This window comes from Diaphorobacter sp. (assembly GCF_050251835.1).
GTDB lineage: Bacteria > Pseudomonadota > Gammaproteobacteria > Burkholderiales > Burkholderiaceae_C > JBFXIE01.
This window is the reverse complement of the sequence record NZ_JBFWLZ010000010.1, coordinates 1-24,079: the sequence shown is the minus strand read 5'-3', so window position 1 is coordinate 24,079 and position 24,079 is coordinate 1. Positions and strand designations below refer to the sequence as shown.

The 24,079-nt window shown below is 66.9% G+C and carries 27 protein-coding genes and 1 pseudogene; 4 read left to right on the top strand and 24 right to left on the bottom strand.

Going from position 1 to position 24,079, the window contains the following annotated elements:
• Positions 1–2: 2 nt before the first annotated feature.
• A complete protein-coding gene (locus AB7E35_RS05515; protein WP_016452541.1) occupies positions 3–308 on the top strand; it encodes a hypothetical protein in 306 nt (101 codons plus the stop codon).
• Here AB7E35_RS05515 and AB7E35_RS05510 read toward each other — a convergent pair.
• The 9 genes from AB7E35_RS05510 to AB7E35_RS05470 form a co-directional block, all read right to left on the bottom strand.
• Positions 301–2,283: a relaxase/mobilization nuclease domain-containing protein gene (locus AB7E35_RS05510; protein WP_016452542.1), complete on the bottom strand. Its 1,983-nt coding sequence runs from the start codon at positions 2,281–2,283 to the stop codon at positions 301–303. The two genes, AB7E35_RS05515 and AB7E35_RS05510, sit on opposite strands and share 8 nt — an antisense overlap.
• Positions 2,284–2,719: 436 nt before the next feature.
• Positions 2,720–3,307, bottom strand: a complete 588-nt coding sequence (locus AB7E35_RS05505; RefSeq protein ID WP_016452543.1) for a S26 family signal peptidase — start codon at positions 3,305–3,307, stop codon at positions 2,720–2,722.
• Positions 3,304–3,828, bottom strand: coding sequence for a DUF2840 domain-containing protein (locus AB7E35_RS05500; RefSeq protein ID WP_016452544.1), 525 nt, complete (start codon positions 3,826–3,828; stop codon positions 3,304–3,306). Before AB7E35_RS05500 ends, AB7E35_RS05505 begins: the two co-directional genes overlap by 4 nt.
• Positions 3,825–4,088 (bottom strand): hypothetical protein, encoded by a 264-nt coding sequence (locus AB7E35_RS05495; RefSeq protein ID WP_016452545.1) that lies wholly within the window; start codon positions 4,086–4,088, stop codon positions 3,825–3,827. Before AB7E35_RS05495 ends, AB7E35_RS05500 begins: the two co-directional genes overlap by 4 nt.
• A complete protein-coding gene (gene parA / locus AB7E35_RS05490) occupies positions 4,085–4,723 on the bottom strand; it encodes a ParA family partition ATPase (protein ID WP_016452546.1) in 639 nt (212 codons plus the stop codon). Before parA ends, AB7E35_RS05495 begins: the two co-directional genes overlap by 4 nt.
• 253 nt (positions 4,724–4,976) lie before the next feature.
• Positions 4,977–5,825: a replication initiator protein A gene (locus AB7E35_RS05485; RefSeq protein WP_016452547.1), complete on the bottom strand. Its 849-nt coding sequence runs from the start codon at positions 5,823–5,825 to the stop codon at positions 4,977–4,979.
• Positions 5,826–5,851: 26 nt separating this feature from the next.
• On the bottom strand, positions 5,852–6,142 hold the full coding sequence (locus tag AB7E35_RS05480; RefSeq protein WP_016452548.1) for a helix-turn-helix transcriptional regulator: 291 nt from the start codon (positions 6,140–6,142) through the stop codon (positions 5,852–5,854).
• Positions 6,143–6,225: 83 nt separating this feature from the next.
• Positions 6,226–6,987: a DUF2285 domain-containing protein gene (locus tag AB7E35_RS05475; RefSeq protein WP_016452549.1), complete on the bottom strand. Its 762-nt coding sequence runs from the start codon at positions 6,985–6,987 to the stop codon at positions 6,226–6,228.
• A gap of 342 nt (positions 6,988–7,329) precedes the next feature.
• On the bottom strand, positions 7,330–7,677 hold the full coding sequence (locus tag AB7E35_RS05470; protein WP_016452550.1) for a DUF2958 domain-containing protein: 348 nt from the start codon (positions 7,675–7,677) through the stop codon (positions 7,330–7,332).
• Positions 7,678–7,900: 223 nt separating this feature from the next.
• Between AB7E35_RS05470 and AB7E35_RS05465 the strand changes: the two genes are divergently transcribed.
• The gene (locus tag AB7E35_RS05465) at positions 7,901–8,194 is read left to right on the top strand and encodes a helix-turn-helix domain-containing protein (protein ID WP_016452551.1); all 294 of its coding nucleotides are present in this window, start codon (positions 7,901–7,903) and stop codon (positions 8,192–8,194) included.
• 364 nt (positions 8,195–8,558) lie between these two features.
• Here the strand turns inward: AB7E35_RS05465 and AB7E35_RS05460 are convergent, their stop codons facing one another.
• A complete protein-coding gene (locus tag AB7E35_RS05460; RefSeq protein WP_016452552.1) occupies positions 8,559–8,873 on the bottom strand; it encodes a DUF736 domain-containing protein in 315 nt (104 codons plus the stop codon).
• A gap of 625 nt (positions 8,874–9,498) precedes the next feature.
• Between AB7E35_RS05460 and AB7E35_RS05455 the strand changes: the two genes are divergently transcribed.
• Positions 9,499–10,233 (top strand): DEAD/DEAH box helicase, encoded by a 735-nt coding sequence (locus tag AB7E35_RS05455; RefSeq protein WP_016452553.1) that lies wholly within the window; start codon positions 9,499–9,501, stop codon positions 10,231–10,233.
• A gap of 237 nt (positions 10,234–10,470) precedes the next feature.
• Here the strand turns inward: AB7E35_RS05455 and AB7E35_RS05450 are convergent, their stop codons facing one another.
• The 13 genes from AB7E35_RS05450 to AB7E35_RS05390 all read right to left on the bottom strand — a co-directional run bounded on the left by AB7E35_RS05450 (position 10,471) and on the right by AB7E35_RS05390 (position 23,268).
• Positions 10,471–10,683: a hypothetical protein gene (locus tag AB7E35_RS05450; RefSeq protein WP_016452554.1), complete on the bottom strand. Its 213-nt coding sequence runs from the start codon at positions 10,681–10,683 to the stop codon at positions 10,471–10,473.
• Between the two features lie 255 nt (positions 10,684–10,938).
• Positions 10,939–11,991 carry an MBL fold metallo-hydrolase gene (locus AB7E35_RS05445; RefSeq protein WP_016452555.1) on the bottom strand — a complete coding sequence of 351 codons (1,053 nt, stop codon included), beginning with the start codon at positions 11,989–11,991 and terminating at the stop codon, positions 10,939–10,941.
• Between the two features lie 9 nt (positions 11,992–12,000).
• A complete protein-coding gene (locus tag AB7E35_RS05440) occupies positions 12,001–12,834 on the bottom strand; it encodes an SDR family NAD(P)-dependent oxidoreductase (protein WP_016452556.1) in 834 nt (277 codons plus the stop codon).
• Between the two features lie 16 nt (positions 12,835–12,850).
• Positions 12,851–14,455, bottom strand: a complete 1,605-nt coding sequence (locus AB7E35_RS05435) for an AMP-binding protein (RefSeq protein ID WP_016452557.1) — start codon at positions 14,453–14,455, stop codon at positions 12,851–12,853.
• Between the two features lie 11 nt (positions 14,456–14,466).
• The gene (locus AB7E35_RS05430) at positions 14,467–15,087 is read right to left on the bottom strand and encodes a carboxymuconolactone decarboxylase family protein (protein ID WP_226858570.1); all 621 of its coding nucleotides are present in this window, start codon (positions 15,085–15,087) and stop codon (positions 14,467–14,469) included.
• Positions 15,088–15,100: 13 nt separating this feature from the next.
• Positions 15,101–15,808: an ABC transporter ATP-binding protein gene (locus tag AB7E35_RS05425; RefSeq protein ID WP_016452559.1), complete on the bottom strand. Its 708-nt coding sequence runs from the start codon at positions 15,806–15,808 to the stop codon at positions 15,101–15,103.
• Complete coding sequence (locus tag AB7E35_RS05420) at positions 15,805–16,557, bottom strand: ABC transporter ATP-binding protein (RefSeq protein WP_016452560.1); 753 nt, start codon at positions 16,555–16,557, stop codon at positions 15,805–15,807. Before AB7E35_RS05420 ends, AB7E35_RS05425 begins: the two co-directional genes overlap by 4 nt.
• A complete protein-coding gene (locus AB7E35_RS05415; protein ID WP_016452561.1) occupies positions 16,554–17,522 on the bottom strand; it encodes a branched-chain amino acid ABC transporter permease in 969 nt (322 codons plus the stop codon). Before AB7E35_RS05415 ends, AB7E35_RS05420 begins: the two co-directional genes overlap by 4 nt.
• Positions 17,519–18,376: a branched-chain amino acid ABC transporter permease gene (locus tag AB7E35_RS05410; protein ID WP_016452562.1), complete on the bottom strand. Its 858-nt coding sequence runs from the start codon at positions 18,374–18,376 to the stop codon at positions 17,519–17,521. The genes AB7E35_RS05415 and AB7E35_RS05410 overlap by 4 nt, the downstream gene beginning before the upstream one ends.
• 48 nt (positions 18,377–18,424) lie before the next feature.
• Positions 18,425–19,621, bottom strand: a complete 1,197-nt coding sequence (locus AB7E35_RS05405; protein WP_016452563.1) for an ABC transporter substrate-binding protein — start codon at positions 19,619–19,621, stop codon at positions 18,425–18,427.
• A gap of 37 nt (positions 19,622–19,658) precedes the next feature.
• The gene (locus AB7E35_RS05400; protein ID WP_016452564.1) at positions 19,659–20,468 is read right to left on the bottom strand and encodes an SDR family NAD(P)-dependent oxidoreductase; all 810 of its coding nucleotides are present in this window, start codon (positions 20,466–20,468) and stop codon (positions 19,659–19,661) included.
• 11 nt (positions 20,469–20,479) lie between these two features.
• On the bottom strand, positions 20,480–21,667 hold the full coding sequence (locus tag AB7E35_RS05395; RefSeq protein ID WP_016452565.1) for a lipid-transfer protein: 1,188 nt from the start codon (positions 21,665–21,667) through the stop codon (positions 20,480–20,482).
• A 35-nt stretch (positions 21,668–21,702) separates the two neighbouring features.
• Positions 21,703–23,268 carry an AMP-binding protein gene (locus AB7E35_RS05390; protein ID WP_016452566.1) on the bottom strand — a complete coding sequence of 522 codons (1,566 nt, stop codon included), beginning with the start codon at positions 23,266–23,268 and terminating at the stop codon, positions 21,703–21,705.
• A 223-nt stretch (positions 23,269–23,491) separates the two neighbouring features.
• On the opposite strand from AB7E35_RS05390, the gene AB7E35_RS05385 reads away from it, so the two are divergent.
• Positions 23,492–23,971: a TetR/AcrR family transcriptional regulator gene (locus tag AB7E35_RS05385; RefSeq protein ID WP_428167198.1), complete on the top strand. Its 480-nt coding sequence runs from the start codon at positions 23,492–23,494 to the stop codon at positions 23,969–23,971.
• Here the strand turns inward: AB7E35_RS05385 and AB7E35_RS05380 are convergent.
• Positions 23,962–24,079, bottom strand: a pseudogene (locus tag AB7E35_RS05380) (IS5/IS1182 family transposase); the annotation flags it as partial. The gene AB7E35_RS05385 and the pseudogene AB7E35_RS05380 overlap by 10 nt on opposite strands.

Genomic DNA, 24,079 nt, shown 5'->3' with positions numbered 1-24,079 from the left:
CCATGCAGCCCGTCTTCGTCGCTGGCACGGGCATGACCCGTTCCGGCAAGCACATTGACTGCGGTCTCAAATCGCTCACCGCCGAGGCGATTGGCGAAGCCATTGCCGATGCAGGCATCACCCCGTCCCAACTGCAGGCGCCCCACATGCGCAACGCCGCTGCTGGTGTCATGGCCGACCAGGTGCTGATCCCCGGAAAGGTGGCGTTGCGCGGCATGGGCATCAGGCGCATTCCGGTCGTCAACATCGAGAACGCTTGTAGACGCATCCTTGCAGTGGGTGCTCGATATGCTGCTGGCTTCAGATAACAGATAAGCCCTGTTGCCGTCGGATTTGCCAGGATACGCGGCCGTCATGTACCTGCGCAGAAATCGGCATACCGAGTCGTTGTTCGATGACAGGCCTCCATGGCACCAGGCTGAACCCCATGCCGTCATCGAGCATGGCGTAGCGCCCGCTGGCCAGCATGACGCTGCGGCGGTAGATGCCCGCCACGCGCTGGCCATCGGCCACGGGCCGATGCTCCAGGCCAGTTTCGGCGGCCAAGTCCTTCGCGGCATGCGCTACATCCCGGCTGCGCAGCGTTGCCAGCAGATTGCGCGCCAGGATGACGCGTTGGCCGCGCCGCTCGGCCAGCCCCTGTTCGGCCAGGAAGTCGGTGCGCTGTTGCATTGCCTGCTTGGCCTCACCGCCAAAGCCCAGGTCGCCCAGGCCAGAGCCGCCGCCGATCAACTGCTGGTCAAGCCAGGTGGCCCCGATCACGCGGGCCTGCCGCTCGATGGGCAGGTGCGATTTCAGCTCCACGGCCACGCCGCCCAGGCGCTGCGCGTCGTAGCGACGGCCCTGATCGGGCAGGTCGCCCGGCACCTTCCATAGCCCTTCGGCCACGCGCTCCACGATGCCTGCCCGGCGCAGGGCTTCCAAGCGCCGGACGTGGGCCGCGACGACTTCCTGCGGATCGCGGCCCGGCACGGCCTGGCCCTGCGCGATAGCAAGGTGGTGGTCGGTGCGGTACAGACCATCGCTCGCCAGCACGGCGATGTTCTTGTCGGCCGCGCGCACGTCGGCCGATCCCTTCACCTCCACCACGGCGCCGGTGGGATAGTTCGCCAGCTCGTCGCGGGTGTTGAGCGCGACGTAGTGGGCCTTGCCGTCCACCCCGTCGATGACCAGATAGCCACGGTCGCGCAGCTCGTCGGCCAGCCCCTTCGCGGCTACGCGGCCGAGAATGGTTCGGCCATCGTCGCCCGGCTCGAACACCGCCAGTTCGCGCGGCTCGCCGCGCATGGCACGCTGCATGGTGCGGATGATGTCGCCACGCTCGCCCAGGGCGCGCAGGGTCTTCTCGGCATCGGCATGGACGGCCCAGGTGCCCGGCTGCGTCTCGTCGGCCAGCCCCAGGCGCTGCAAGCGTTGCAGGCGGCCGATCAGCAGCAGGCGTTGGCGTTGCAGCTTCGGTTCGTTGAAGCGTTCGATCTGCACCCGGCCGTCTTCGCCGGCCTCGCGTTTCAGCGTGCGATCCAGGCTCGTCCACCGCTCCTGCTCCACCTCGCGTTGCAAGGTCTGCTGGATCTCCAGTTCGGTGCGCGGCCCCAGCCATTCGGTCGCCAGCTCGGATGCGCGATGCCGAAAGCCATCGGCGATGTAGTCACCCGCGATGATGAGGTCTTTGCTGGTATCGTCGCGCCCGCGCACGATCAGGTGGGCGTGGGGGTTGTCGGTGTTCCAGTGATCAACGGCCACCCATTCCAGCCGTGTGCCCAGGTCAGCTTCCATGCGGTTCATCAGATGCCGTGTATAGGTGCGCAGGTCTTCCAGCTCCGCGCCGTCCTCGGGCGAGACGATGAAGCGGAAGTGATGCCGGTCGTCGGCGCAGCGTTCCTTGAAGGCGTCGAGGTCGGCGGTATCGGTCTGCGGCCCGTAGGCTTGGCCTGGCTCGCCGTCGCGGCCCACGCCGTCGCGCTCGATGTAGCGTAGGTGCTTGGCGAGCGATTGCGGGCTGGCCCGCTGCTGGTTCACCAGTAGGGTCTTGATGGTCACGCGCCGCGACATGGGTGTCAGCTTCGCGCCCGCAAACCGCGCCGCCGTATGGCCGCGCCCCAGGCGTGAGCCGGGCCGCTGGCCGGTGGCCTTGCCGCCGACGGCCGATGCCGGACGGCGCACCGAGGACTTGCCGCCACTGGCCTTGCCGGCCTGCTGGAGCACCTTGGAAACGAAGCCCTGGCCGCGGTTTTTTGGCGCGCTGGGGCGGATGTGGAAATCGTCGTCGCGGCGGTTGATCATGACTTCTCTCCCTGAAAGCTGGGGCGTAGTCCGTCGTGCGAAGCACGCGAACAAGCCCATATCGACGCGGGCCACGCGCCACAAGCAGCACGGCGGCGAAGCCGCTGCGTGCCGCGCCACCCCCACGTGCAGACTGGCTTTGCGGGCCGACAGGTGCCGCCCCCTTTTGTCTTGCCTTCCGCATTTGCCTCCCGCATCCGCTCCAGGCAACTGCGGCCCGGCGGCAAGGCTGCACCGGCAGCCAGCGCACCGGCGAACACGGCGATGGCCGCAGGCCATCCGTGTTCGAGACAAGACGCCTGCACGTGGGACGGCTGCGCCGGAGGCAGCGTGAAGTGCGGCGCGGATGCGCTCGCACTGCATGTGCGACGACACACGGAACGCCGCCGGAACGACACGCCCGATAGCACGATGATGCACAGCGAATCAGCGGCCATCATGGGCGCGACTCCAGCCAAACCGGGCGCGCAACGCCAACCACGGCGGCTGCGCTGACCGGCCCGAAATACCGGCTGTCGAAAGACGCCGGATTGGTCGCGCTGAGCAGGAACAGCTCGCCAGGCTGAAGGCGACGGCACTGCTGCCAGGATGGCAGCGGCCGGCCCCAGCGATCGGCAGGCAACACGGCGGCTGAAGGCACGCCGTCGATGCGGACTTTGCCGTCAGCGATACACACCTCTTGCGGCGCCATCGCGCCCACGCGCTTGAGCAACGGGATGCGCGTCGGTAGGTAGCCGCGCTGCGCAGCCAGCGCGGCGGCCTCGGCGGGCAGCGGCACCAACACGATGCTACCCACGGACAACGGACGTGGCGGCGAGCTGGTGCGATGGTCGAGCGGATCGACGCGATACCATCCGACCGCCACGCTGTCGGATGGGTTGTAGGTCAGGCGCGGCAGCGGATGCACGAAGGACGCCCAGGCAAGCGCAGCGAGGCCGCAGGTGGACAGGCCCGCCAGCATGAGGCGAGCGCGCAGGCGCGAGCGTGGATGCGTGACAGCAGTGGGAACAGAAATCGTGCTCATGACAGCGCCCTCACGGCCAGCCAGGCGGCGTGCCGCTCGGCGCTGTATTCGGGCAGCGGCAAGCGCGCCGCGAGCCGGTTGCCCAGCGTGCGCCAGTACGCGGGCGAGGCGGTAGCAGGCGTGATGCCCAGCGCTTCGATGCCGTCGATGCGTTCCAGCACGGCACGCACCGATTGCTCACCCTCGGCGTGCAGCAACAGGCGCGCGCCCGGCTGCACGCCGGGGATGCGCTGCGCGCCATCCATCGGCATGCACGCCTGCATCACCATGAGCTGCCAGCGGATCGTGCCGTAGTCGTTGGCCTGCCAGCGGATGCGGCAGAGAACCGCGTTCGGCGTGAACACCGCGCAGCGACGCCAGCGGTCGAATCGGATGATGCGCGAGGGATCGCCGAAGCGCAGATAGAGGTCGAAGCGTTGGTCGATGTAGGCGAGCGCAACGCGCGTCAGCGGCACGCCATCGGCTCGGCCGACTGGCGGGGCAGATGACGTCGGCAATGCTGTCGAAACGGGTGTGATCATGGAGACTTCTCCGGGAATTCCCGCTTCAGCAGCGCGCGCAACAGATCAGCCACCGTCACGCCTTGCGTGAAGGCCGATACCTTGATGCGCGCCCGCATGGCGGGCGTGATGTCGAGGGTCAGGCGGGCCGTGTAGAGGTCGCCTTTCTGGAGGTCATCGGCGCTGCCCTGGCGAATCCACGCCTCGGCGTGCGGATTCGCGGGCGGGCGCGCGCCGATGCCCACGCGCTTGCCCGTGCGTTTGCTGGCGGGACTGCTCATGACGGCCACCGCAGCAGTTCGTCCACCAGCGCGGTGATTTCGCTGGCGGCGGCGCTGTCGGGCGCCGTCTCGCGCGCCAGTCGGCCAGCGGCCACGCTGTCGGCGAACACGATGCGTTGATGCACTTCCGCGCGCAGCGCGGGCAGCGGCTGCTCGGCCAGCGCTCCGCGTGCTTCGCGTCCGATCACCGTGGTGCTGACGCGCCGGTTGATGACAAACGCCGCGCGCAGCGCAGGCCGAAACACCTGCGCCTCGCGGATCAGCGCCACCATCTCGGCACTGGCCCACAGGTCGTAGGGACTGGGCTGCACGGGAATCAGCACCCGCTCGGCCGCCAGCAGCGCGGAGCGCGCCAGCGCCGCGATGCGTGGTGGCCCGTCGATGACGACGTGATCGGCCCGCCTGGCGAGTTCTGGCGCTTCCTGGTGCAGGGTTTCGCGAGCAAGGCCCACAGCGCTGAACAGCCTTGGCAAGCCTTGCTGGCTGCGGCGCTGCGTCCAGTCCAGCGCGGAGCCCTGCGGATCGGCATCCAGCAGGACGACGTGCTGGCCGCGCATCGCCAGCTCGCCGGCGATGTGCGTTGCGAGCGTGGTCTTGCCCACGCCGCCTTTCTGGTTGAGCAGCGCGACGATCATGGCCTGGCCCTCCGCGTTGGAAAGCCCGGCTGTTGCCGCTGCGCTTCGCGTCCTGTGGCGGTTGTCCACCGAGACGCGGCGCTGCTACTACCAGTTAGAGTATTTAAGTTAGGGAAGTTAAGGGAGACCGAAACCCGCGCCAGCATTGGCTTTGCGGCCGATGGACACGCCTGATAGCACGATAGTCCCACGCCCGATAGCACGATACCTGGCACGCCTGATAGCACGAGCCCGTCCACAGGACGCGCACCGTTTATCCCCGTGCCGTGGACGGCACGGGACGCCCTGGCCGGAAGGTCAGCAGCTCGGCGCCATCCAGCCGTTCGATGCCCAGGACGTAGCCCGGCAGTGACTGCCGCGCGACCAGCGCACGCAGGTCGCAGGCAAAGTCGTAGGGCTTGGCCGTGCTGCCCGACTTGCGGTACAGGTGCTGGAAGTCGAACTGCCACCCGCCCGGCTGCCGCCCACCGTGCTTGCGCACCAGGCGGTACAGCCAGCGCTCGATCCCGCCCGTCAGCCGGAAGTACGCCGGGTCGATGGTCAGCACCAGGGCGGCATCGAGCACGCCCGCATAGAACCAGTCCGGCAGGATCAGCTCCAGTCCCAAGGGCGTTCCCCTGGCATCGGCCAGCTCCTTCCACTCGTTGATCCACGAGAAGCGGTGCAGCCGCCTTCCCGTGGTCTCCCGGATGGACGTGGCCACCGTCGTGGATTGCAGGCGATCCAGCGCGGCCTTGAGGCGCTGGTAGTCGCGCAGCGATGTACCGCGCCCGATGAAGCGCAGGATCTCGTAGGGCGTGGCCTGCATCAGCCGCGACGGGCGCAAGCCCGCGTCGCGCGCCTCCACGATCTGCGAGGCCGCCCAGATCAGCACGTCGGCATCCCAGATCGTGGCGATGCCGTGTTCCTGCGTGCCTTCCACGCGGATCGTGATGCCGCCGGCCTGAAAGTCGATCGGCGTCGTGCGCCGCGACTTCGCCAGCGAGAAGAACGGAAAGGCCATCAAGTCCTGGCTGTCGCGCGGCGCCATGTCGCCCGGCAAGGCGCGAAACAGATCGAGCTGTTCGCGCTCCTGCCTGACTGCCCCGGATGGGCTGAACATGGCGAAGGCCACCCGCGCGCCAGTGATCAGCGCGCACGGCTGTCCGCCGAGTGCTGCTCGGCGTATTCGGGATCGGACGTGCTCTCGAAGCTGCGCTCGGCGGCCCAGGCATCGAGGTCGGCCACGGCGTACATGACGCGGCGGCCGAACTTGCGGAACTTGGGGCCGCCACCCAGCACGCGCTGCTTTTCCAGCGTGCGCGGCGACAGCCGCAGGTAGTCGGCAGCCTCGTCGTTGGTGAGATAACGCTGCGGCTGTGCAGCAGCGGCCGGGGTAGCTGCGGGTGCGGCGGCAGGCCGCAAGGGAGCAGGACGCATGGTGAGAACCTCCATCGGTTGCAGGGCTCCGGCCACACAGCGCAACCGGATGGAGGCAGTCTCAGAAAACGAAGCGCTCCTGCTCAGGGTCGTTTTGCGTCCTCTTCAAAACGACCCTTCTCAAGCGGCGCAAGCTGTGCTAGGCGGCGATAGCCGCCGCGCATCAGCGCATCGCCGCGCCGCACCAGGCGGCGCACCTTGGAGCGCAGGCCGCCGTCGCTGTACCAGCCGGCCGCGGCGTCCGCACCGAACAAGCCCTCGGCCACGTCGCGCAAGGACGCGCCCGCCAGGGTGGCGTCGAGCGCCTGCAGGGTGTGCAGCTCCAGCAGCGCCGCAGGGGGCGGTCGGGGGCGAGCCATCGGCGCTGGCGTGTCAGGCACGTGGGTGGCCCCACGGCCACGGTAGGCATGGGCCACGGCCATGCCGTCCTCAAGGCCAGGCGCCAGCGCATAGCGCTGGCAAAGGCCGGGGCTGCGCGCGATCAGCGCCAGGCCCTTGCCGTCGTGGAGCAGTTGCTTGTGGCCGGGAATGCGCCAAAACGCGAACGGCTCGGCATCCGGTGGCGGATCGGCATCGGGGTGAAGCTGCACCACGGCCTCATGGCCGGGGAGCCAGGCCGGATGCGCGTCACGCGCGTCCAAGGCCGGGTCTTCCAGCAGACGCAGGCCCCAGCGATGCGCAGCCTCATGCATTGCTTGTGCTTGGCGATGACGGCGCAGCCAGTCGAGCCGGTAGTCGGGATGGCGACGCAGGTACTCCCAGGCCAGTGCGAGCGTGTCCAGGCACAGGACGTAGAGGTAGGCGGCGGTCGGATACCAGTGCGCGAAGTGGTGCGGCTCGGCCATGACGCAAGCTCCCGTAGAGCAGGACGGCCGTCACCGGTTTCACACGCAAACGTCACCGCATCAAACTTGCATCCAATCGTGAATAAGCTGGTAGATTGGTAACTTGCGTGTCAAGACGAAATGCATCGGATGGGTTGCATGGATCGTCTGAATGCGACGGTGGCGCGCGAGGACATACGCGCCTCCTGCGATATCCACCGTGCCCGATGCCACGGCCGGCATCATGACCGATTGCGCCACGATGGCACCGATTTGGTGCGATAGTGCGGACTAAGACCGGACGGGTCTGGAGCAAGACCGAAATAGTCTCAATGCGCCCGGCTTGGCCTGGGCGCGAACGGCTCAATCGAGGATGGAGCCGTTCTCCTGGGCCAGCCGCAGGTACTCCGACAACGGGCGCACCGCCCGGAAATACCGGTCCCGCATCACGGGCTGTTTGCTCGGCCCGACGATGGATGCGAGGTCGGACAGCTTGATCTCGCCTAGCTCGGGCATGCCGATCCCCAAGTCGATCAGGCCATGGGCCGTATCGCCGTCGGCGGGGTCGAGCGACACCAACAGCCAGGTGGCGTGTGCATCCGGCGTGAACAGCCGCACCACGGGCAGCGGGTCGATGACCCGGCCAGCGGCGCGGGCTTGGCCGTGTTCCAGCAACAGCCTGCGCTCGTCCTCGGTGATGAGCTGGTTCATGGGCGTCCCCTCATTCGCACAAAACCGCCGAAGCGTGAAAGCGCAAAACCGCATTGGCGGGTTTGTGGAAAGGCACGGATGCGGCTTTGCGCTTCTGTGAGAAGCCGCAGATACGGATTTCCGTAAAAGCACAAAAGCGGCAGGCAGGCATAGTTGAACACTATAGATTGTAGCCCTATAGGGCGCAATCGGCTGTCATCTTGGATTTTGGGGAGATCCAGGGTTGGCAGCGAAACATACATTGTCGGAGGCACTAAAGACCATCAGGAAAGCGCGTGGATTGAGCCAGGAGGCGTTCTCCGACGTGTCCAGCCGCACCTACATGAGCACGCTGGAGCGCGACCTCAAAAGCCCCACCCTGAACAAGCTGGCCGAGCTGTGCGAGGTCATGGAGGTGCACCCGCTCACGCTGCTGACGCTGGCCTATGCCGGCGACGACCTGCAGCAGGTTGATCAGCTTCTGGTGCAGGTGCGCCAGGAGTTGGAGACTGTGGCGAAGAAGAGTGACACGCCATAGCGTGCGACGTTGCTGGCGTGGCCGATCCGGCTCAGCCGGTTCGGGGACTGCAGGGGCGCCAAGCATCGCGCGGCGGGGATAGGCCACAGGGCTTTCCCCAGGAGGCAAGCGAAGCGCGCAGCGCCGCAGGCGCGAAGGCGTGAGGGATTGCAGCCGGATGGCCGTGACGGCGAAGTCGGCACGGGGCGCAGCCCGTAAAGCCCGGCGGTGCAACGCACCGACACGCCCGGCCACCGCTTGCGGCGGGCAACTCAACACATGCGAAAGCCGCTCGACACGGCGCAGCCTTGGCGATGGTGTTGCCTCCTTGAAGTGCCGCGAAGGCAGCACAGCGCCCCGCCACGTGGGCGGGGCGCTGTGGCGGTCACGCCGCCTGGGGCTTGCTGCGCGACCAGATCAGGTCGTGCGTGCCGTCCTCGCCTTCGATCAGGCGGGCATAGACCGTGGCCGGGAACGAAGGATCGTCAAGGGTCACGGAGATGTACTCCCGCCCGGCCTCGCTGGTCTTCTTCCACGCCGCGCCGATATCGTGGCTGGCGGCCTGCAGGCGAAAGTCCGGGGCCTTCTCGTTGTCCCCCTTGTCGTTGGGCACCAGCTTGACCTTGACGTTGAGCGTCAGGGTGCGAAGCGTGCCGGTGTAGCCGTCTTTGTCTGCGGTGAAGCTGCCGATGTTGGCCATGATGAAACTCCTTTTGGTGGAACAAGGTTCGCGCCCATCGCGTCCTTGTTGTGATCCGGCCGGCGGGGGACGGGCGGGCTGCACCGCTTGCGGTCGAAACGCAGTGGAGAGCCGGGAGGCGAAAAGAATTTGCTGCGCGAGGAAGCCGCGCAGCGGCGGGGAAATTGTTTTCGCTGGACGGTTGCAGCCATGAAGCCCGAGGCGCAGCCGCGCCCCCGCCAGGATTCACAACAACACAAGGACGCCTTGGGCCGAACCGCACCGAAAAGAGACAGGGCCGACTCGGCATCCCCGCACGAAGGCTGCACCGGCTCGCCCACTGACGCGGGCCGGGTCAACCACCCGACGACAAGCGAGAACGCCCCGGCCGCACCTTGCGGCGCCGGTCTTGAGGCGTGGCGTGGAAGCTCCATGGCGATGCCGGGCGGGATGTCCGTGAACCGTCCTTCGTGACGTGATGGGCGAGAACCGCCAGCGTTGAGGACGGCACGCATTCGTACAACCTGCCGCAGTAAGCGCCAGCGTGTTCGCCAGCGCCTCGTCCATCGTGGCGGGGCGTTGGCCGGGTCGATCCGGCATCGCCGGTTCGGCGGTATTTGAGGGGCGCCAAGCTCGCGCGGCGGGGATGTCCGACGCAGTGCTGGAACACATGCGCACGCGCTACCGTGTCGATGCACATTGGCTCCCCAACCGACAATCCGCGCAAACCTTGGCGGACCAGGCTACTGCGTGGGGCCGCATGGCGGGACCGGCCGACAGCAAGACGTGGGTGGGGTTGCCGTTGGCCGTGCACCGGCGCTGCGACAAGCCGATGCACGGACTGGCCAACCGCATCGCCTACGACGGTGCGATGGTGTACGGCACCATCGCACCGCGAGCCGACAAGGAAACCCCCGCCCGACTGCCTACGGGGTGGATTCACGCCAGTGGAACATCCGACGGGAACTGGGTGCCGGCTGAAGGAAAAGCCCTGCGGGCGCTGCTGGCCTTGCTTCATGAGGACGGAGTGAATGCAGCCGACATTTCGGTCATCACGCCCTTCAAGAATGTCCTGGAGAACCTCAAACGCTTGCTCGGCGACACGATGGTTTCCGGAACCATCCACACCATGCAGGGAAAGGAAGCGCCGGTTGTCATCATGGTGTTGGGCGGAAATACCGACGGTCCCGGCGCACGCGACTGGGCGGTCTCGGAGCCCAACCTGCTGAACGTGGCGGCAACGCGGGCGAAGCGGCGCTTCTATGTGATCGGCGACCGCAACGACTGGCAGAACCGCGCTCTGTTTTGTGATGTCATGGATCTCTTGCCGCTCCAGCGTCTTCCCGAACATGAAGCCGTGGCGATGACTCAACCTCAATAATTGTGCAGGCTGAGACCGTGCATGCACAGGTCATACTGGCGGCAAGCCTTGACTTCCCTGCAACTACCGAGTGTGCCGCCCGGCCACCTCCTGACACTGGCCCTGGACGGGCCAGTGCCCGAAGGCATTGCGCAATGCAGCAATGCCTTCGACACCGGGCGCGGCCACCGCCGCGCCCGGATTTTTGAAGCTCACCGCGCCTAGGGCGAAACGACCTAGGCGCGGTGCTGACGATGGTTATTCCTTTGTCTCAATGATCCACCACACGGCCCGCGCTAAGGCACGGCCCGTGATGGGATGAATGTCGGTGAGATCGGCTCGGGCCATCCAGCCCGAGGGCGGACGGTAACCGCGCACATCGCCCTCGCCGTGCCAGCGGCGGGCGCGTACCGTGCCGGGCGCGTAGACCGCCGCCATGCGCGGGCCACTGGTGATGTTGATGGTGGGCATGGTTCGGCTCCCTGCGGCAAAGCGCTCCGGCCTTGGCCCGGGCGCTTGCCTGCGGCATGGGTCAGGCGGCCAATGCCTCGGCAGGTTCATGCATCACGGTGGCTATTCTGGGCAATTAAAGTCGTAAACACCCACCCAGCATCCATGCGGCTGTTCGCAATGCCCAGCCAGGCCGCTGCCTATCTAAAGTCGTAAACACCAGCGTGGACTGCCCTCTCAATGAATGAGGTAGCTGAGGCCGGAGATGGTGCGGCCTCACGACTTCAGCTCATACCATGCGACGCCGCTCCCATCCACGGTGCACCCTACGGCGCTTTCCGCGATGAAGTAATTCATACAGGCCACGGCCTCGCCCGTGGCGAGACTCAGTTGCTGCCCGTCCTGCTCATCGATGGCACGGTGGAACAAGGCGGGGAACACGTCCACGATGCGCTGCGGCCCGCCCGTCAGCGACTGGCGCAGCCGTTCCAGCGCCCGCTCCTGACCGGCGCGCAGCGAGCCCAGGCGTTCGTGCAGCCCGTAGAAGGGTTCATTGTGCGAGGGCAGCACCAGCACATCGGCGGGCACTTCCCGCGCCAGCTTGTCCAGCGACTCGAACCACTCCTTGAGCGGATTGGCCTGCGGCTCGGTGGCGAACACCGACACGTTCGACGAGATGCGCGGCAGCACCTGGTCGCCCGCAACCAGCAGTTTCAGGCCGGGGCAGTACAGGCAGGCATGCTCCGGCGAATGGCCGCCGGTGGTGATGACCCGCCAGGCGTGCGCGCCCAACTGCAGCAGGTCGCCATCCTGCAGGCGCCGGAAGCTCTCGGGCAGCGCATGGATGTGCTTGCCGAAGCTGCCGAAGCGGCTGCGGTAGCCCTCGATGGCTGCCTCCGACCAGCCCGCGCGGCGGTGGAACAGCACGCCGTCGGGCGGCGCCTCGCGGTTCGTGTCGGCGTGCATCACGCGGCAGCTCAGGTATTCCAGGCGGCTCATGTGCAGCGGCACGCCAGCGCGGCGCGTGAACCAGCCTGCCAGCCCGATGTGGTCGGGGTGCATGTGCGTGGTGTACACGCCCTGCAGCGGTCGCGCCAGCGGCCCCTCACCCATCAGCGCCAGCCAGTCGGCCACGGTGGTGGGGTTGTTCAGGCCGGTGTCCACCAGCACCCAGCCATCGTGCGTGTCGATGGCCCAGACGTTGATGTGGTCGAGCCGGAACGGCATGGACAGCCGGATCCAGCGCACGCCGGGGGCGACCTCGACCGTGTGGTGCGACGCCGGGGGCTCGAAGGGGTAGGTCAGCGCGGGGGTGTCTGGCTTCGTCATCGCATCAGGTTATATGCCAGTGAGCCCGCCCGTGCACAGCAGGGTCTGGCCGCTCACGTAGTCGGACTCGGGAATGCAGAACAGGTAGGCCGCGCCGGCGGCCTCCTCGGGCGTGCCGGCCCGGCCCAGCGGAATGTTCCGCTCCATCGCTGCCATCAGGTCCGGGTTCACGCCCACCTTGATCTCGCGTCCCTCGACCTGGATGGCGGCGTCGGAATCGGCGGTGGCCTCGGTCATGCGGGTGCGGATGAGGCCGTAGGCCACGCAATTGACCGTGGTGTTCAGGCGCCCCCACTCCTTGGCCAGCGCCATGGTCAGGCCCACGATGCCCGCCTTGGCGGCGGAGTAGTTGACCTGCCCCGCATTGCCGAAGACGCCCGAGACCGAGGAGACGTTGACCACCTTGCGCACCACACGGCGGCCGGCCTCGGCGTCGGCCCGGCTCAGCGCGCGGACCACCGGCTGCGCCGCGCGCAGGATGCGGAACGGCGCGGTCAGGTGCACGTCGATCATCGCGTCCCACTGCGCGTCGCTCATCTTCTGGATGACGTTGTCCCAGGTGTAGCCCGCGTTGTTGATGAGGATGTCCAGCCCGCCAAACGCGCCGGTGGCCGTGCCGATCAGCCGGTCGGCGAAACCGGCTTCGGCCACGCTGCCGCAGCAGGCCACCGCCTCGCCGCCCAGCGCGATGATCTCCTCGCGCACGGCCATGGCGGGTTCGTCGTCGAGGTCGTTGAGGACGAGCCGGGCCCCTTCGCCCGCGAGCTTGAGGGCCATCGCCCGGCCAATACCCCGGCCCGAGCCGGTGACCACGGCCACCTTGCCGCGCAGTTTTTCCGACATGGTGTGCTCCTCCTGTTTACCGGGCGGGTGCCGCCTCGGCGTCGTAGGCGCCGGCGCTGCCTTGCTGGCGCAGGACGGCGCGCTGGATCTTGCCGGTCGCCGTCTTGGGCAGGCTGTCCATCTGGCGCAGGTAGCGCGGCTTGGCGAAGCGTGGCAGTTGGGCGCTGGCCTGGCGGACGATGTCCGCCATGTCCAGCGCCGCTCCCTCGCTGGGCACCAGGGCGAGCATCACCTCGTCCTCCCCGCCCGCGCCCTGCGCCGGAACGGCGTAGGCCGCCACTTCATGGACGCCGGGCAACTGGCCCACCACGACCTCGACCTCGGTGGCCGAGATGTTCTCGCCCCGGCGGCGGATGCAGTCCTTGATGCGGTCCACGAAGGTGATAAGCCCCTGTTCGTCCCGCGTGCCTGCATCGCCCGTGTGGAACCAGAGGTTGCGCCAGGCCTCGACCGTTTTCGCCGGGACGTTCAGGTAGCCCGCCATGAAGCCGAAGGGCACCTTGGGCCGCACCAGGATTTCGCCCACTTGCCCGGCCAGCACCGGCACATCGGTCTCGGGGTCGGCGATGCAGATCTCGAAACGGTCCTCGTGCGCCCAGCCGGCCGCGTTCGGCGCAGCGTGCCCGATGCGCCCCCAGATGGGAATGCCGACCTCGGTCATGCCGAACCCAGACAGCACGTCCTTCACGCCGAAGCGCTCGCGGAACACGGCCTCGTGCTGGGCCGGGTTGGGCGCGCTCAGGCTGGCGCGCAGGCGGTGGTCGCGGTCCTGCTCCGTGGGCGGCTGGTTGATGACGAACATGGCCGTCGTGCCCAGGTGGTTGGTCAGCGTGGCGCCGCTGCGGCGGATGTCGGCCAGCCAAGTGCTGGCGCTGAACCGCTGCTTGAGGAAGGCCGGTATGCCCGCCAGCACCGTCGCCCCCAGTTGCATGAACAGACCGTTGGCATGGAACAGGGGCAGGCAAATGTAGTACTTGTCGGCCTCGGTGATCTCCAGGCTGCGTATCGCCCCCAGCCCGAGCAGGGCGCAGTGGCAGTGCGGCATCAGCACGCCCTTACTGGGCCCGGTAGTGCCGGAGGTGTACATGATGCAGAAGATGTCCTCGGGCCGGGGCGCGGGGCCTTCCCACGGCGCGCAGGCGCTGCTGTCCATCCAGGCCACCTGCCGCCAGCGTTCGGGCACGGCGGCGGGCGCGTCGCCCACCACGACCAGGGTGCGCAGGTGGGGCAGCTCATCCGCCAGGCTGGCGACGTGCTCGACCAGCGCGGAGTCCACCACGATGGTGGCCAGTTGGCAATCGTTCAACTGGTGGCGGAGGAAGGAGGAACGCAGCTCGGTGTTGAGCATCACCGCCGTGGCCCGCAGGTAGCCGATGCCGAACGTGGTCGCCACCATGGCGCAGCTGTTGGACATGAAGACGCCAACGCGCTCTTCGGGCTGCACGCCCAGTTGGTGGTGCAGGAAGCTCGCAAACCGCTGGCTGCTGGTGAACGCCTGCCCCACGGTGAAGGCGATGCCCTGGCTGTCCTCCAGCCAGGGCGCTGCGGGGCGGCTGGCGGCCCATTCGCGCAGGGCATCGGTCAGCGTGCATGCGTGGGGTTCGTGGATGCGGCTGTACATGGCCTTCTCTTTCAGACTTCGAGATCCTGGAGCCAGGGAACGTGGGCCAGCGCCTCCGAGGGCATGGGCTCCAGCTCCGAGCCCATCAGGCCGTTCCAGCGATTGAACCAGCCGACCATGGCCACGCAGGACACGATCTCGACGATTTCCTCCTCGGAGAAGACCTGCCGGGCCTGGTCGATGGCCTGGCCCGGTTCGCGCACCGGCAGGCTGCCGCCTGCGGTGGCGATGGCCAGCGCCTTGCGCTCCTGCTCGGTGTACCGAGGGTCGTCCCGGTAGGACGGCAGCGCGGCCAGCTTGTCCCAGCCCACGCCCAGGTGGTGGGCGGCGTGGACGAGGTGCGTCGTCGTATAGCGACAGCGCGCACCGCGCGCGGCTTCCGCGGCGATCAGGAAGCGCAGCGCCTGGGTGAGCTGCCCGTCGCCGCGCAGCGTCACGCTCAACAGCTTGAGCAGCGCGGGCACCACGCCGGGTTTGCGCGCCATGGTCAGCAGCGCATTCGGGCGGTAGCCGACGAAATCCACCAGCTCTTCGAGCACGGGGTCGCGCGAGCGGGGGTCGCTTTCATGCAGGGGCGCGATGCGCGCGGCGGTGCGGGCGTTCATGGGCATGCCTTGGATTGGGGTTTGCATGGGCACGGAGCGGTCACGCCGCTGCGCCCGTCGTGATGAGGCCCTCGACGTGGGCGCGCTGCGCGTCCAGTTCCTGGGCCGTGCCGGACCAGGCGACCTGGCCATGGTCCAGCACGTACTGGCGGTGGGCCAGCTTCAGGGGCACCTTGAGGTTCTGCTCCACCAGCACGATGCCGGTGCCCTGGCGATGGACTTCGCTGAACACGCGGACCAGTTGGTCCACGATGACCGGCGCCAGCCCCTCGGTGGGTTCGTCGAGCAGCAGCATGCGCGGGTTGCCCAGCAGGGCGCGCCCGATCGACAGCATCTGCTGCTCGCCGCCGGAGAGCTGGTCGCCGCCGAAGTCCAGCCGTTCCCGCAGGCGCGGGAAGGCGTCCAGCACCCGGTCGAGGGTCCAGTGCCCCGGCTGGTGGGCCAGCGCGCCGATCTTGAGGTTCTCCAGCACCGACAGGTTGGGGAAGATGCGGCGCGTGTCCGGCACCAGCGCCACGCCGAGCTTGGCGATGGCCTCCACGCCCAGGCCCGAAATGTCCTGCTCGCCCAGCAGGCGCCGGCCGGCCACCAGGGGCATCAGGCCGACCAGGGCCTTGAGCAGCGTGGTTTTGCCTGCGCCGTTGCGCCCGACGATGGCGACGATTTCATGGAAATCGATCCGCACGGAGATTTCTTCCAGCGCCAGGGCCTGGCCGTACCTGACGCTGGCTTTTTCGAGTTCGATCACTGCGCGTCCTCCCCAAGGTAAATCGACCGCACCGCTTCGTTCCTGCGGATGTCCTCGGGGGCGCCGCAGGCGATGACCGAGCCGTTGCTCATGACCACGATTTCGTGGGACAGCGACATCACCGCATCCATGTTGTGCTCGATCAGCAGCACCGTGCGCCCCTGCGCGGCCTTGCGGATCAGGGCCAGCGCGGCCTGGATCTCGTGGTGGCCGATGCCCGCCAGCGGTTCGTCCAGCAGCAAAATCCTGGGATCGGGCAGCAGGGTCACGCCCAGTTCCAGCGAGCGCTGCAGGCCGTAGGGCAGCGTGCCCGCGACGTCGTCGCGGTGGGCCGCCAGCCCCGTCAGCTCCAGGATGGCATCCAGCTGCTCGCGGAACTGCCGGTCGAAGTGGCGGCTCATCCAGAAGGGCTGGAACCCGGGCCGGCGGGACTGGGCCGCGACCAGCAGGTTCTCGGCCACCGTCATTTCGCCGAAGATCTTGATGATCTGGAAGCTGCGCCCGATGCCCATGCGGGCCCGTTCGTAGGCGGGGCGCTGGCTGATCTCCCGGCCGCCGCAGTACACCTTGCCCGCATGGCGCATCTGCCGCCCGGCCAGCACGTTCAGCAGCGTGGTCTTGCCCGCGCCGTTGGGTCCGATCAGGCCGTAGATGCAGCCCTCCAGGAATTCATGGCTGACGTCGTTGACCGCCTTCAGGGCGCCGTAGCTGACAGTCACGCCCTCGCACCGCAGTGCTGCCTGGCTCATCGCGCACCTCCGCGCCGGTTCTTCTGGTAGGCCGCGAAACCCTGCTCCAGCTCGCCAACGATGCCGCGCGGGAAGAAGATGGTTGCAAGGATGAACACCAGGCCCAGCACGCCGTACCAGTACTCGGTCCAGCTGCTCAGCCATTCCTTGAGCACCTCGAAGGCGATCACGCCGACGGTGGCGCCCCACAGCGAGCCGGAGCCGCCCAGCAGGGTCATGATGATCACGTCCCCCGAGGTGGTCCAGTGCAGCATCTGCGGGTTCATGTACATCAGCAGCGAGGCCAGCAGCGCCCCCGCCAGGCCGCTCAGGCCGCCCGAGATCACGAAGGTGATCTGCTTGTAGCGGTTGACGTTGAAGCCCAGTTGGTCGGCGCGGGTCTCGTTGCCACGGATCGCCGCGATCACGCGGCCGAACGGCGAACTGCGCAGCGAGATCACCGCCAGCATGACCAGGGCATACACGCCCAGCACGAACCAGTAGTAGTGGACGGGGTCGTAGAAGTCGATGCCCAGGAAGCCCGGGCGCTCCACGCCCGAGATGCCGTCCGACCCGCCAGTGAAGCCGCGCAGCTTGCTGTCCGCCAGGATGAAGATCAGCTGGGACAGCGCCAGGGTCACCAGCGCGAAGAAGATGCCGGACACCCGCAGCGCGAAGAAGCTGAACAGCAGGGCGAACGCAGCCCCCACGATGATGGCCAGGCCCACGCCGGCGGAGAAAGGCAGCCCGTATTTCTGCGTCGCCAGGGCCACGGCGTAGCCGCCCACCCCGAGGAAGGTGGCGTGCCCGAAGGACACCATGCCCAAAGCGCCGAACACGAAGTCGAAGCCGATGGCGAAGATCGCCCAGATGGCCGCCAGGGTGACCAGCTGGATCAGCGCTTCACTCGGGTTGAGGAAGGGCAGCAGGATGCCGGCCGCGGCCAGCAGCAGGCCGAAGCAGATGTCGAACAGGGAGAGTTTCATGCCGTCCTCGCCGCGCGGTAGAACAAGCCCTGCGGGCGCGTCAAGAGGGTGCCGATCAGCAGCACGAAGGTCATGATGTCCACCCAGCCGGGCAGGTACACGTAGCCCAGGGCACGCACCATGCCGATCAGCATGGACGCCGCGATCGCCCCCCGGATGTTCCCCAGCCCACCCAGGATCACGACGATGAAGCAGTCGATGATGGTGTTGGTCGCCATACCCAGCTCGATGGGGAACAGCGGCGCCGCGATCGCGCCCGCCAGGCCCGACAGGCCACAGCCCGTGGCGAAGACCGCCATGCGGATCGCGCCCACTGGCAGGCCCAGGATGCGCACCATTTCCGCGTCGCTGCTGGCGGCCCGCACGAGCATGCCGAAAGTGCTCTTCTCAAGCACCAAGTACAGGCCCGCCGAGACGAGAGCGCCGAACCCGATCACGAACAGCCGGTACATCGGGATCGTGCTGCCCAGCATGTCCACGGTGCCGTTCCACAGCGGCGGAATCGCCACCTCCTGGTAGCCGGGGCCCCAGACGAAGCGCACCACGTCGCTCAGGATCAGGATCAGGCCGAAGGTCAGGATCAGCTGGTAGAAGTGCGGGCGCTCGTAGAGCGGTCGCAGCGCCAGCTTCTCGATCACCGCGCCCGCCAGCGCGGTGAAGAACGTAGCGGCCAGCACGCCCATGAGGAACGAGCCCGTGCGCCGCCCCGTTTCATACGAGACGTAGGCGCCCAACATATAGATGGCACCGTGGGCAAAATTGATCACACCCAGCATGCCGAAGATGAGCGTCAGGCCCGCCGCCAGCAAAAACAGCAGCATGCCCAGGCTCAAGCCGATCACGATAGTTGACATAGCGATTCACCGAGTGCGGAAGGCCGGGGCGGCCTCCCGCTGCGGCCTTCAGTTCTTGCAGGCCTCGAACAGCTTCTCTTCGGGAAAGACCTTGGTGATCTTCATCGTCAGCGCGGGGGCTGGCGGGGTGCCCTGCACCACCTCGCCCCAGAAGCCCGGCTGCAGGGCCTGGTGGTCGCAGGCACGCATGGTCTTCTTGCCTTCCACGGAGTTCTCGCGGACGCTGGCGGCGAAGGCGTCCACCCACTTCTCCTTGTCCCAGGAGCCGGTCTTTTCCACCGTGTCCAGCCACCACGCCATGCCGTCGTAGGCCTCCCCGGCCGTCATGCTGGGGAAGATGCCGAACTTCTTGCGGTAGGCCTCGACGAACTTGCGGTTGGCGGCGGTGTCGATGGTGTGGTCGTAGCGCAGGCCGGAATTGACGCCCAGCGAGGCCGGCCCCACGGCCGCCGCCATGGTTTCATCGGCGGCCACGGGTCCGAAAAGCACCTTGCTCTTGCCCAGGTTCACCTGGCCGGCCTGCTTGAGCAAAGTAACCACGTCCGAGCCCGTCAGCATCAGCAGCACGCCGTCGGCGTCGGACTTGGCGATCTTGTCCACGATGGACGAATAGTCGCGGTTGCCCAGGGGCGGGAAGTCCTCACCCACGATCTGGATACCGTTGGGGCCGGTCTGCTGCTTGATCCACTCGTAGCCGTCACGGGTGGCCTGGTAGTCGGCGGTAACGATGTAGATCTTCTTGAGCTTCCTGTCCTGCATGTACGCCAGCGCCATGCGGTTTTCCATGCCCAGGTTGTTCGATGTACGGAAGGTGTAGCGGGAGCCGCCGGGCACGGTGATCTTGTCGTCCGCCGAGATGGTGACGAGGTGGGGCACCTTGCGCTGCTTGGCCAGGTTCATGACCGCCAGCGTGGAGGCGGAGCTGAGCGCACCGAAGATCATGTGCGAGCCCTCGGAGATCAGCTTGGTGGCCTTCTGCACGGCGGGCTGGGGCTTGGTTTCGTCGTCCTCCCAGGTGACTTCGATGGGCACGCCCATCACCTTGCCGCCGCGCTCCTCGACGGCGATCTGCACGCCCCGGCGCATGTCCTCGCCCAGCAGCCCGTAGGGACCGGAGAGCGACAGCACGCCGCCGATCTTGAACTTCTCGGGCTTGGACTGGGCATGCCCGTTGGACACCAGCCCCATGGCCGCCGCCGCGGCGACCACCATGCCCTTTTTAAACCATTTCGCAACGCTAACCATGATGTGTCTCCTGTCGTTGATTTGCATGTATTCCAGGTCAGCCGATGCGGGCGGAAATACCGCCATCGACCATGATTTCGGCGGACGTGACGTACTTGGATTCGTCACTCGCCAGCCACAGGGCCGTGGTGGCCACGTCCCATGCGTCTCCCATGTGGCCCATGGGGCACTGCCGGTCCCGCTTGGCCAGCATTTCCTCCTGCGACGCTTCCCGGTACCCGTCCGCCAGCGACAGCACGGGCTGTCGGACCATGGGCGTATTCATCAGGCCCGGCATCAGCACGTTCGAGCGGATGCCCCGCTTGGCGTATTCCAGGGCGACGCTGCGGGAGAAGCCGAGCACCGCGGCCTTCGAGGCGCTGTAGGACACGTAGGCCACGCCGCTGTCGCGCACGCCGGCTACCGAGCCGATGTTGACGATGCTCCCCCGGCCTTTCCGGAGCATGGAGGGGATCGCATGCTTGCAGGTCAGGAACATGGAGGTGAGGTTGATGTCGAAGACCAGGCGCCAGTCCTCCAGGCTCTGCTCGACGACCCCACCCAGGCGGGCGGTGCCGACGTTGTTCACCAGGATGTCGATGTCGCCATAGGTGGTCACGCAATCCTGGACCAGCGCTTCCACCGCGCCGGGGTCGGTCACGTCGCACTGGGCCACGCTCATGGCCCCGCCCTCTTCCCGCACGATCGACTCGGTCTCGCGCGCTGCGTCCAGGTGGATGTCGCAGCCATAGACCTTCGCCCCTTCGCGGGCGAACAACACGGCCATGGCCTTGCCATTGCCCCAGCCGGGCCCCGATGATCCGCAACCGGTGACCAGGGCCACCTTGCCTTCCAGGCGTTTCACCATGATCTCGTCCCTCAGTCCGCGCGCCCGTACAGGGTCACCACGGTGGCGCCGCCCAGGCCCGCGTTGTGCTGCAAGGCCAGGCGTGCACCCTCCACTTGGCGTGCTTCGGCGCTGCCGCGCAGTTGGTGGGTCAGCTCGTAGCACTGCGCCAAGCCGGTCGCGCCCAGCGGATGGCCCTTGGACAGCAGCCCGCCCGAGGGGTTGACGACGACCGCGCCGCCATAGGTGTTGCTGTCCGACTCGACGAAGGCCCGGCCCTCGCCGACGGCGCAGAAACCCAGGCCCTCGTAGCTGAGCAGCTCGTTCTGCGCAAAGCAGTCGTGCAGCTCGCACACGTCGATGTCCTGCGGTCCCACGCCTGCCGCCTCGTAGACCTGGCGGGCGGCCTCGCGCGTCATGTCGAAGCCCACAACGGAAATCGCGGACTTGTCGGCGAACGCGCCGGGGCGGTCGGACACCAGCGACTGCGCCAACACCTGCACGTTGGCGGAGAGGCCCATCTTCTGGGCGAACTTCTTGCTCACGAAGACGGCGGCAGCGGCGCCGCAGGTCGGCGGGCAGGCCATCAGGCGGGTCATGGCGCCGGGCACCAGGGGCGAGCTGGCCAGCACCTCCTCCACCGTCACCTCCTTGCGGAACAGCGCCAGCGGATTGCGCGCAGCGTGGCGGCTGGCCTTGGCGCGGATCCTGGCGAAGGTGTCCAGCGGGGTGCCGTACCGCTCCATGTGCTCGCGGCCCGCCGCGCCGAAGTAGCGGATCGCCATGGGCAGCTCGGGGTGGCCGAAGATCTCGTCCATGACCCCGTTGAAGTGGTCGAGCGGATCGGGCCGGTCGTCCCAGTACGCCCTCAGGGCGCCGGCGGGCATCTGTTCGAAACCCACCGCCAGCGCGCAGTCCGCCGAGCCGTTGGCCACGGCCTTGCGCGCCATGTACAGGGCCGTGGAGCCGGAGGAGCAGTTGTTGTTGACGTTGATCACCGGCACCCCGGTCATGCCGACCTCGTAGACCGCGCGCTGGCCGCTGGCCGAGTCGCCATAGACGTAGCCCGCATAGACGTCCTGCACGTCGGAGTAGGTGAGGCCCGCGTCCTGCAGCGCCTCGCGGATCGCCTGCGCAGCCATTTCCGGGTACGGCAGGTTGTCGCCGGGTTTCTTGAAAGGGGTCATGCCGACACCGGCAACGAGAACGGGCTCTTGCATTGCGATACCTCCGGGGTTGAATCACCAAACGTGCGTCAGGAAACCATGCGCTCCTGCGCGTGCCAATACTTCTTGCGGACTTCTTTCTTCAAGACCTTGCCCACCGCACTGCGCGGCAGCTGCGCGACGATCTCGACCTCCTTGGGCGCCTTGATGCTGCCCAGGCGGTCCTTGACGAACTGGATGAGCGCCTGCGGCTCCACGGACTGGCCCGGGCGCAGCTCGATGACCGCCCTGACGGCCTCGCCCCACTTGTCGTCGGGCACGCCGATGACGGCGCAGTCCTTCACGGCCGGGTGGGCCATGACGGCGGCCTCGACCTCGGACGAGAAGACGTTGAAGCCGCCCGTGACGATCATGTCCTTCTTGCGGTCAACGATGAACAGGAAGCCCTGCTCGTCGAAATAGCCCACGTCGCCCGTGCAGTGCCAGCCGTGGCGCTGCACTTCAGCCGTGGCCTCGGGGTTCTTGTAGTAGCCCTCGGTCACGATGTCGCCCTGCGCGACGATCTCGCCCACGGCCCCCGGCTGGGTGAGCAGGCTGCCGTCGTCGTCCATGACCGCCACCCGCGTGAAGGGGAAGCGGCGCCCCGCGCTCAGCAGGCGCTGGCGGGGCGCCACCTGCCCGTCGATGAAATGGTCCTCGACCCGCAGCACGGAGATCGCGCCAGGCACTTCCGCCTGGCCATAGATCTGCAGCATGACGGGGCCGAACACATCGATGGCCTCCGCCAGTTTGTCGGGCGACATGGGTGCGGCGCCGTACATGAGGTAGCGCAGCGCGGAAAAGTCGAAATCGCGGACGTTGGGCTGCGCCAGTAGCGTATAGATGACTGTTGGGGGCAGGAACAGCATGTTGACCCGCTCCTGCTCGATCACCTTGAGCAGGTTCTGCGGATCAATCCCGTCCATCAGGACAACGCGGCCACCGCGCGCCATGAAGGGCAGCGACACCAGCCCCGCCGTGTGGGTGATAGGTGCCGCCGCCAGCACGGTCATGCAGTCGGTAATGTTCATGGCCGACATATGGTTGGCCATGGTCGCCGTCAGGTTGCGGTGGCTGAGCATGACGCCCTTCGAGCGCCCCGTGGTGCCACCGGTACCCATGATCATGGCCAGCCCCCGCGGCTGCAGCGGCGCTGCGTACATCTCGGGCGGCTGGCCTTGGATCAACCGAGCAATCGACAGATCCGCCCCATCGGCCTCTTCCAGAGCTATGTAGTGACGAATGCGGGGGACCTTGCCGCGGATCTCGGCGACCTGGCTGATATAGCGGGCCTGATAGAAAAGGACGTCGCAGTCCATGTCCTGCAGGAACTCGATGTTGGTCTCCACGCTGTTGCGCGCATTAACGGGCAGCCAGACACCCCCTCCGCGCAACACCCCCAGCAGCGCCACGAAAGCAGCCCCGGCATTGCCGCTCAGCACTGCGCCGTGAAAACCAGGTGCGAGTCCCAAGGCCTGTAGCCCCCGTGCGATCTGGCACGTGAGCGCTCCCGCTTGCGCATAGGTGACGGCCGGGGTATCACGCCCGCAGTCCACGAAACAAGGCGCATCCGGATGGCTGGTAGCACCAGCATCGAAATAGTCCAGCAGATTCATTGCTGTGCTTCTCCGTTCAAGTCAAGTCTGGTTCGGTGGAACAGCTATCGCAGACAATTCACATGCCTGCGGCGGCGGCGTTCAGCTGGAGGCCTCTGCATTCGGTGATGCCCCTTGCATGCTGTTCAAGCGGTACCATTTCTTTTAAATTGGTACCATTAGACGCGCTCGATTGGTACCAAGTCAATTGACTTGGTACCATGTCTCATTAGGAGAAACCCGCATGAAAAAGAAGCTCACAGACGAAGAGTTCTTCGATGCGCTGACCCATCTGCTCCTGACGGAGGGGGTCAAAGGCCTGACCGTGGGTGAAATCGCCGCACGGCTGCACTGCTCGCGGCGGCGCCTCTACGACATTGCGCAGACGAAGGAAGAGATCTTCTGCGCCGTCGTGCAACGCTTTTTCGATAGCCTCCTGAGACAGGGCGAAGCACTGATCCACCGTGAACAGGATTTGACGACAGCACTCGCTGCCTACCTGGACGTAGGCGTCCAGGCGGCTAGTCGCATCGGTGTCCAGTTCCTGAAGGACGTCGAAGATTCAGCAGTTGCCAGAGGTATCTTCGATCACTACCAGCAGGTCCGTACCCTTAGGCTATCCCAACTCATCGACGATGGGGTACACCAGGGTGTCTTCGCACCCTGCCATGGGCTGGTCGTATCCGAACTCATTCTGGGAGCCGCACTAAGGATTTATCCGTAAATAATATTGACAGGTAGACTGATCTTTCGCAAGGTGATGATGGCGGCGGCCAGATGGTTGAGAGCGAGAAACGTGTGCTCCAGCTTTTCGTAGCGCACGAGCAGCTTG

What these genes read in the sequence shown, in the direction of transcription:
- AB7E35_RS05515 (WP_016452541.1), top strand. Translation starts at nt 3, where the DNA reads ATGCAGCCCGTCTTCGTCGCTGGCACGGGCATGACCCGTTCCGGCAAG.
- AB7E35_RS05510 (WP_016452542.1), bottom strand. Translation starts at nt 2,283, where the DNA reads ATGATCAACCGCCGCGACGACGATTTCCACATCCGCCCCAGCGCGCCA.
- AB7E35_RS05505 (WP_016452543.1), bottom strand. Translation starts at nt 3,307, where the DNA reads ATGAGCACGATTTCTGTTCCCACTGCTGTCACGCATCCACGCTCGCGC.
- AB7E35_RS05500 (WP_016452544.1), bottom strand. Translation starts at nt 3,828, where the DNA reads ATGATCACACCCGTTTCGACAGCATTGCCGACGTCATCTGCCCCGCCA.
- AB7E35_RS05495 (WP_016452545.1), bottom strand. Translation starts at nt 4,088, where the DNA reads ATGAGCAGTCCCGCCAGCAAACGCACGGGCAAGCGCGTGGGCATCGGC.
- parA (WP_016452546.1), bottom strand. Translation starts at nt 4,723, where the DNA reads ATGATCGTCGCGCTGCTCAACCAGAAAGGCGGCGTGGGCAAGACCACG.
- AB7E35_RS05485 (WP_016452547.1), bottom strand. Translation starts at nt 5,825, where the DNA reads ATGTTCAGCCCATCCGGGGCAGTCAGGCAGGAGCGCGAACAGCTCGAT.
- AB7E35_RS05480 (WP_016452548.1), bottom strand. Translation starts at nt 6,142, where the DNA reads ATGCGTCCTGCTCCCTTGCGGCCTGCCGCCGCACCCGCAGCTACCCCG.
- AB7E35_RS05475 (WP_016452549.1), bottom strand. Translation starts at nt 6,987, where the DNA reads ATGGCCGAGCCGCACCACTTCGCGCACTGGTATCCGACCGCCGCCTAC.
- AB7E35_RS05470 (WP_016452550.1), bottom strand. Translation starts at nt 7,677, where the DNA reads ATGAACCAGCTCATCACCGAGGACGAGCGCAGGCTGTTGCTGGAACAC.
- AB7E35_RS05460 (WP_016452552.1), bottom strand. Translation starts at nt 8,873, where the DNA reads ATGGCCAACATCGGCAGCTTCACCGCAGACAAAGACGGCTACACCGGC.
- AB7E35_RS05455 (WP_016452553.1), top strand. Translation starts at nt 9,499, where the DNA reads ATGTCCGACGCAGTGCTGGAACACATGCGCACGCGCTACCGTGTCGAT.
- AB7E35_RS05450 (WP_016452554.1), bottom strand. Translation starts at nt 10,683, where the DNA reads ATGCCCACCATCAACATCACCAGTGGCCCGCGCATGGCGGCGGTCTAC.
- AB7E35_RS05445 (WP_016452555.1), bottom strand. Translation starts at nt 11,991, where the DNA reads ATGACGAAGCCAGACACCCCCGCGCTGACCTACCCCTTCGAGCCCCCG.
- AB7E35_RS05440 (WP_016452556.1), bottom strand. Translation starts at nt 12,834, where the DNA reads ATGTCGGAAAAACTGCGCGGCAAGGTGGCCGTGGTCACCGGCTCGGGC.
- AB7E35_RS05435 (WP_016452557.1), bottom strand. Translation starts at nt 14,455, where the DNA reads ATGTACAGCCGCATCCACGAACCCCACGCATGCACGCTGACCGATGCC.
- AB7E35_RS05430 (WP_226858570.1), bottom strand. Translation starts at nt 15,087, where the DNA reads ATGCAAACCCCAATCCAAGGCATGCCCATGAACGCCCGCACCGCCGCG.
- AB7E35_RS05420 (WP_016452560.1), bottom strand. Translation starts at nt 16,557, where the DNA reads ATGAGCCAGGCAGCACTGCGGTGCGAGGGCGTGACTGTCAGCTACGGC.
- AB7E35_RS05415 (WP_016452561.1), bottom strand. Translation starts at nt 17,522, where the DNA reads ATGAAACTCTCCCTGTTCGACATCTGCTTCGGCCTGCTGCTGGCCGCG.
- AB7E35_RS05410 (WP_016452562.1), bottom strand. Translation starts at nt 18,376, where the DNA reads ATGTCAACTATCGTGATCGGCTTGAGCCTGGGCATGCTGCTGTTTTTG.
- AB7E35_RS05405 (WP_016452563.1), bottom strand. Translation starts at nt 19,621, where the DNA reads ATGGTTAGCGTTGCGAAATGGTTTAAAAAGGGCATGGTGGTCGCCGCG.
- AB7E35_RS05400 (WP_016452564.1), bottom strand. Translation starts at nt 20,468, where the DNA reads ATGGTGAAACGCCTGGAAGGCAAGGTGGCCCTGGTCACCGGTTGCGGA.
- AB7E35_RS05395 (WP_016452565.1), bottom strand. Translation starts at nt 21,667, where the DNA reads ATGCAAGAGCCCGTTCTCGTTGCCGGTGTCGGCATGACCCCTTTCAAG.
- AB7E35_RS05390 (WP_016452566.1), bottom strand. Translation starts at nt 23,268, where the DNA reads ATGAATCTGCTGGACTATTTCGATGCTGGTGCTACCAGCCATCCGGAT.
- AB7E35_RS05385 (WP_428167198.1), top strand. Translation starts at nt 23,492, where the DNA reads ATGAAAAAGAAGCTCACAGACGAAGAGTTCTTCGATGCGCTGACCCAT.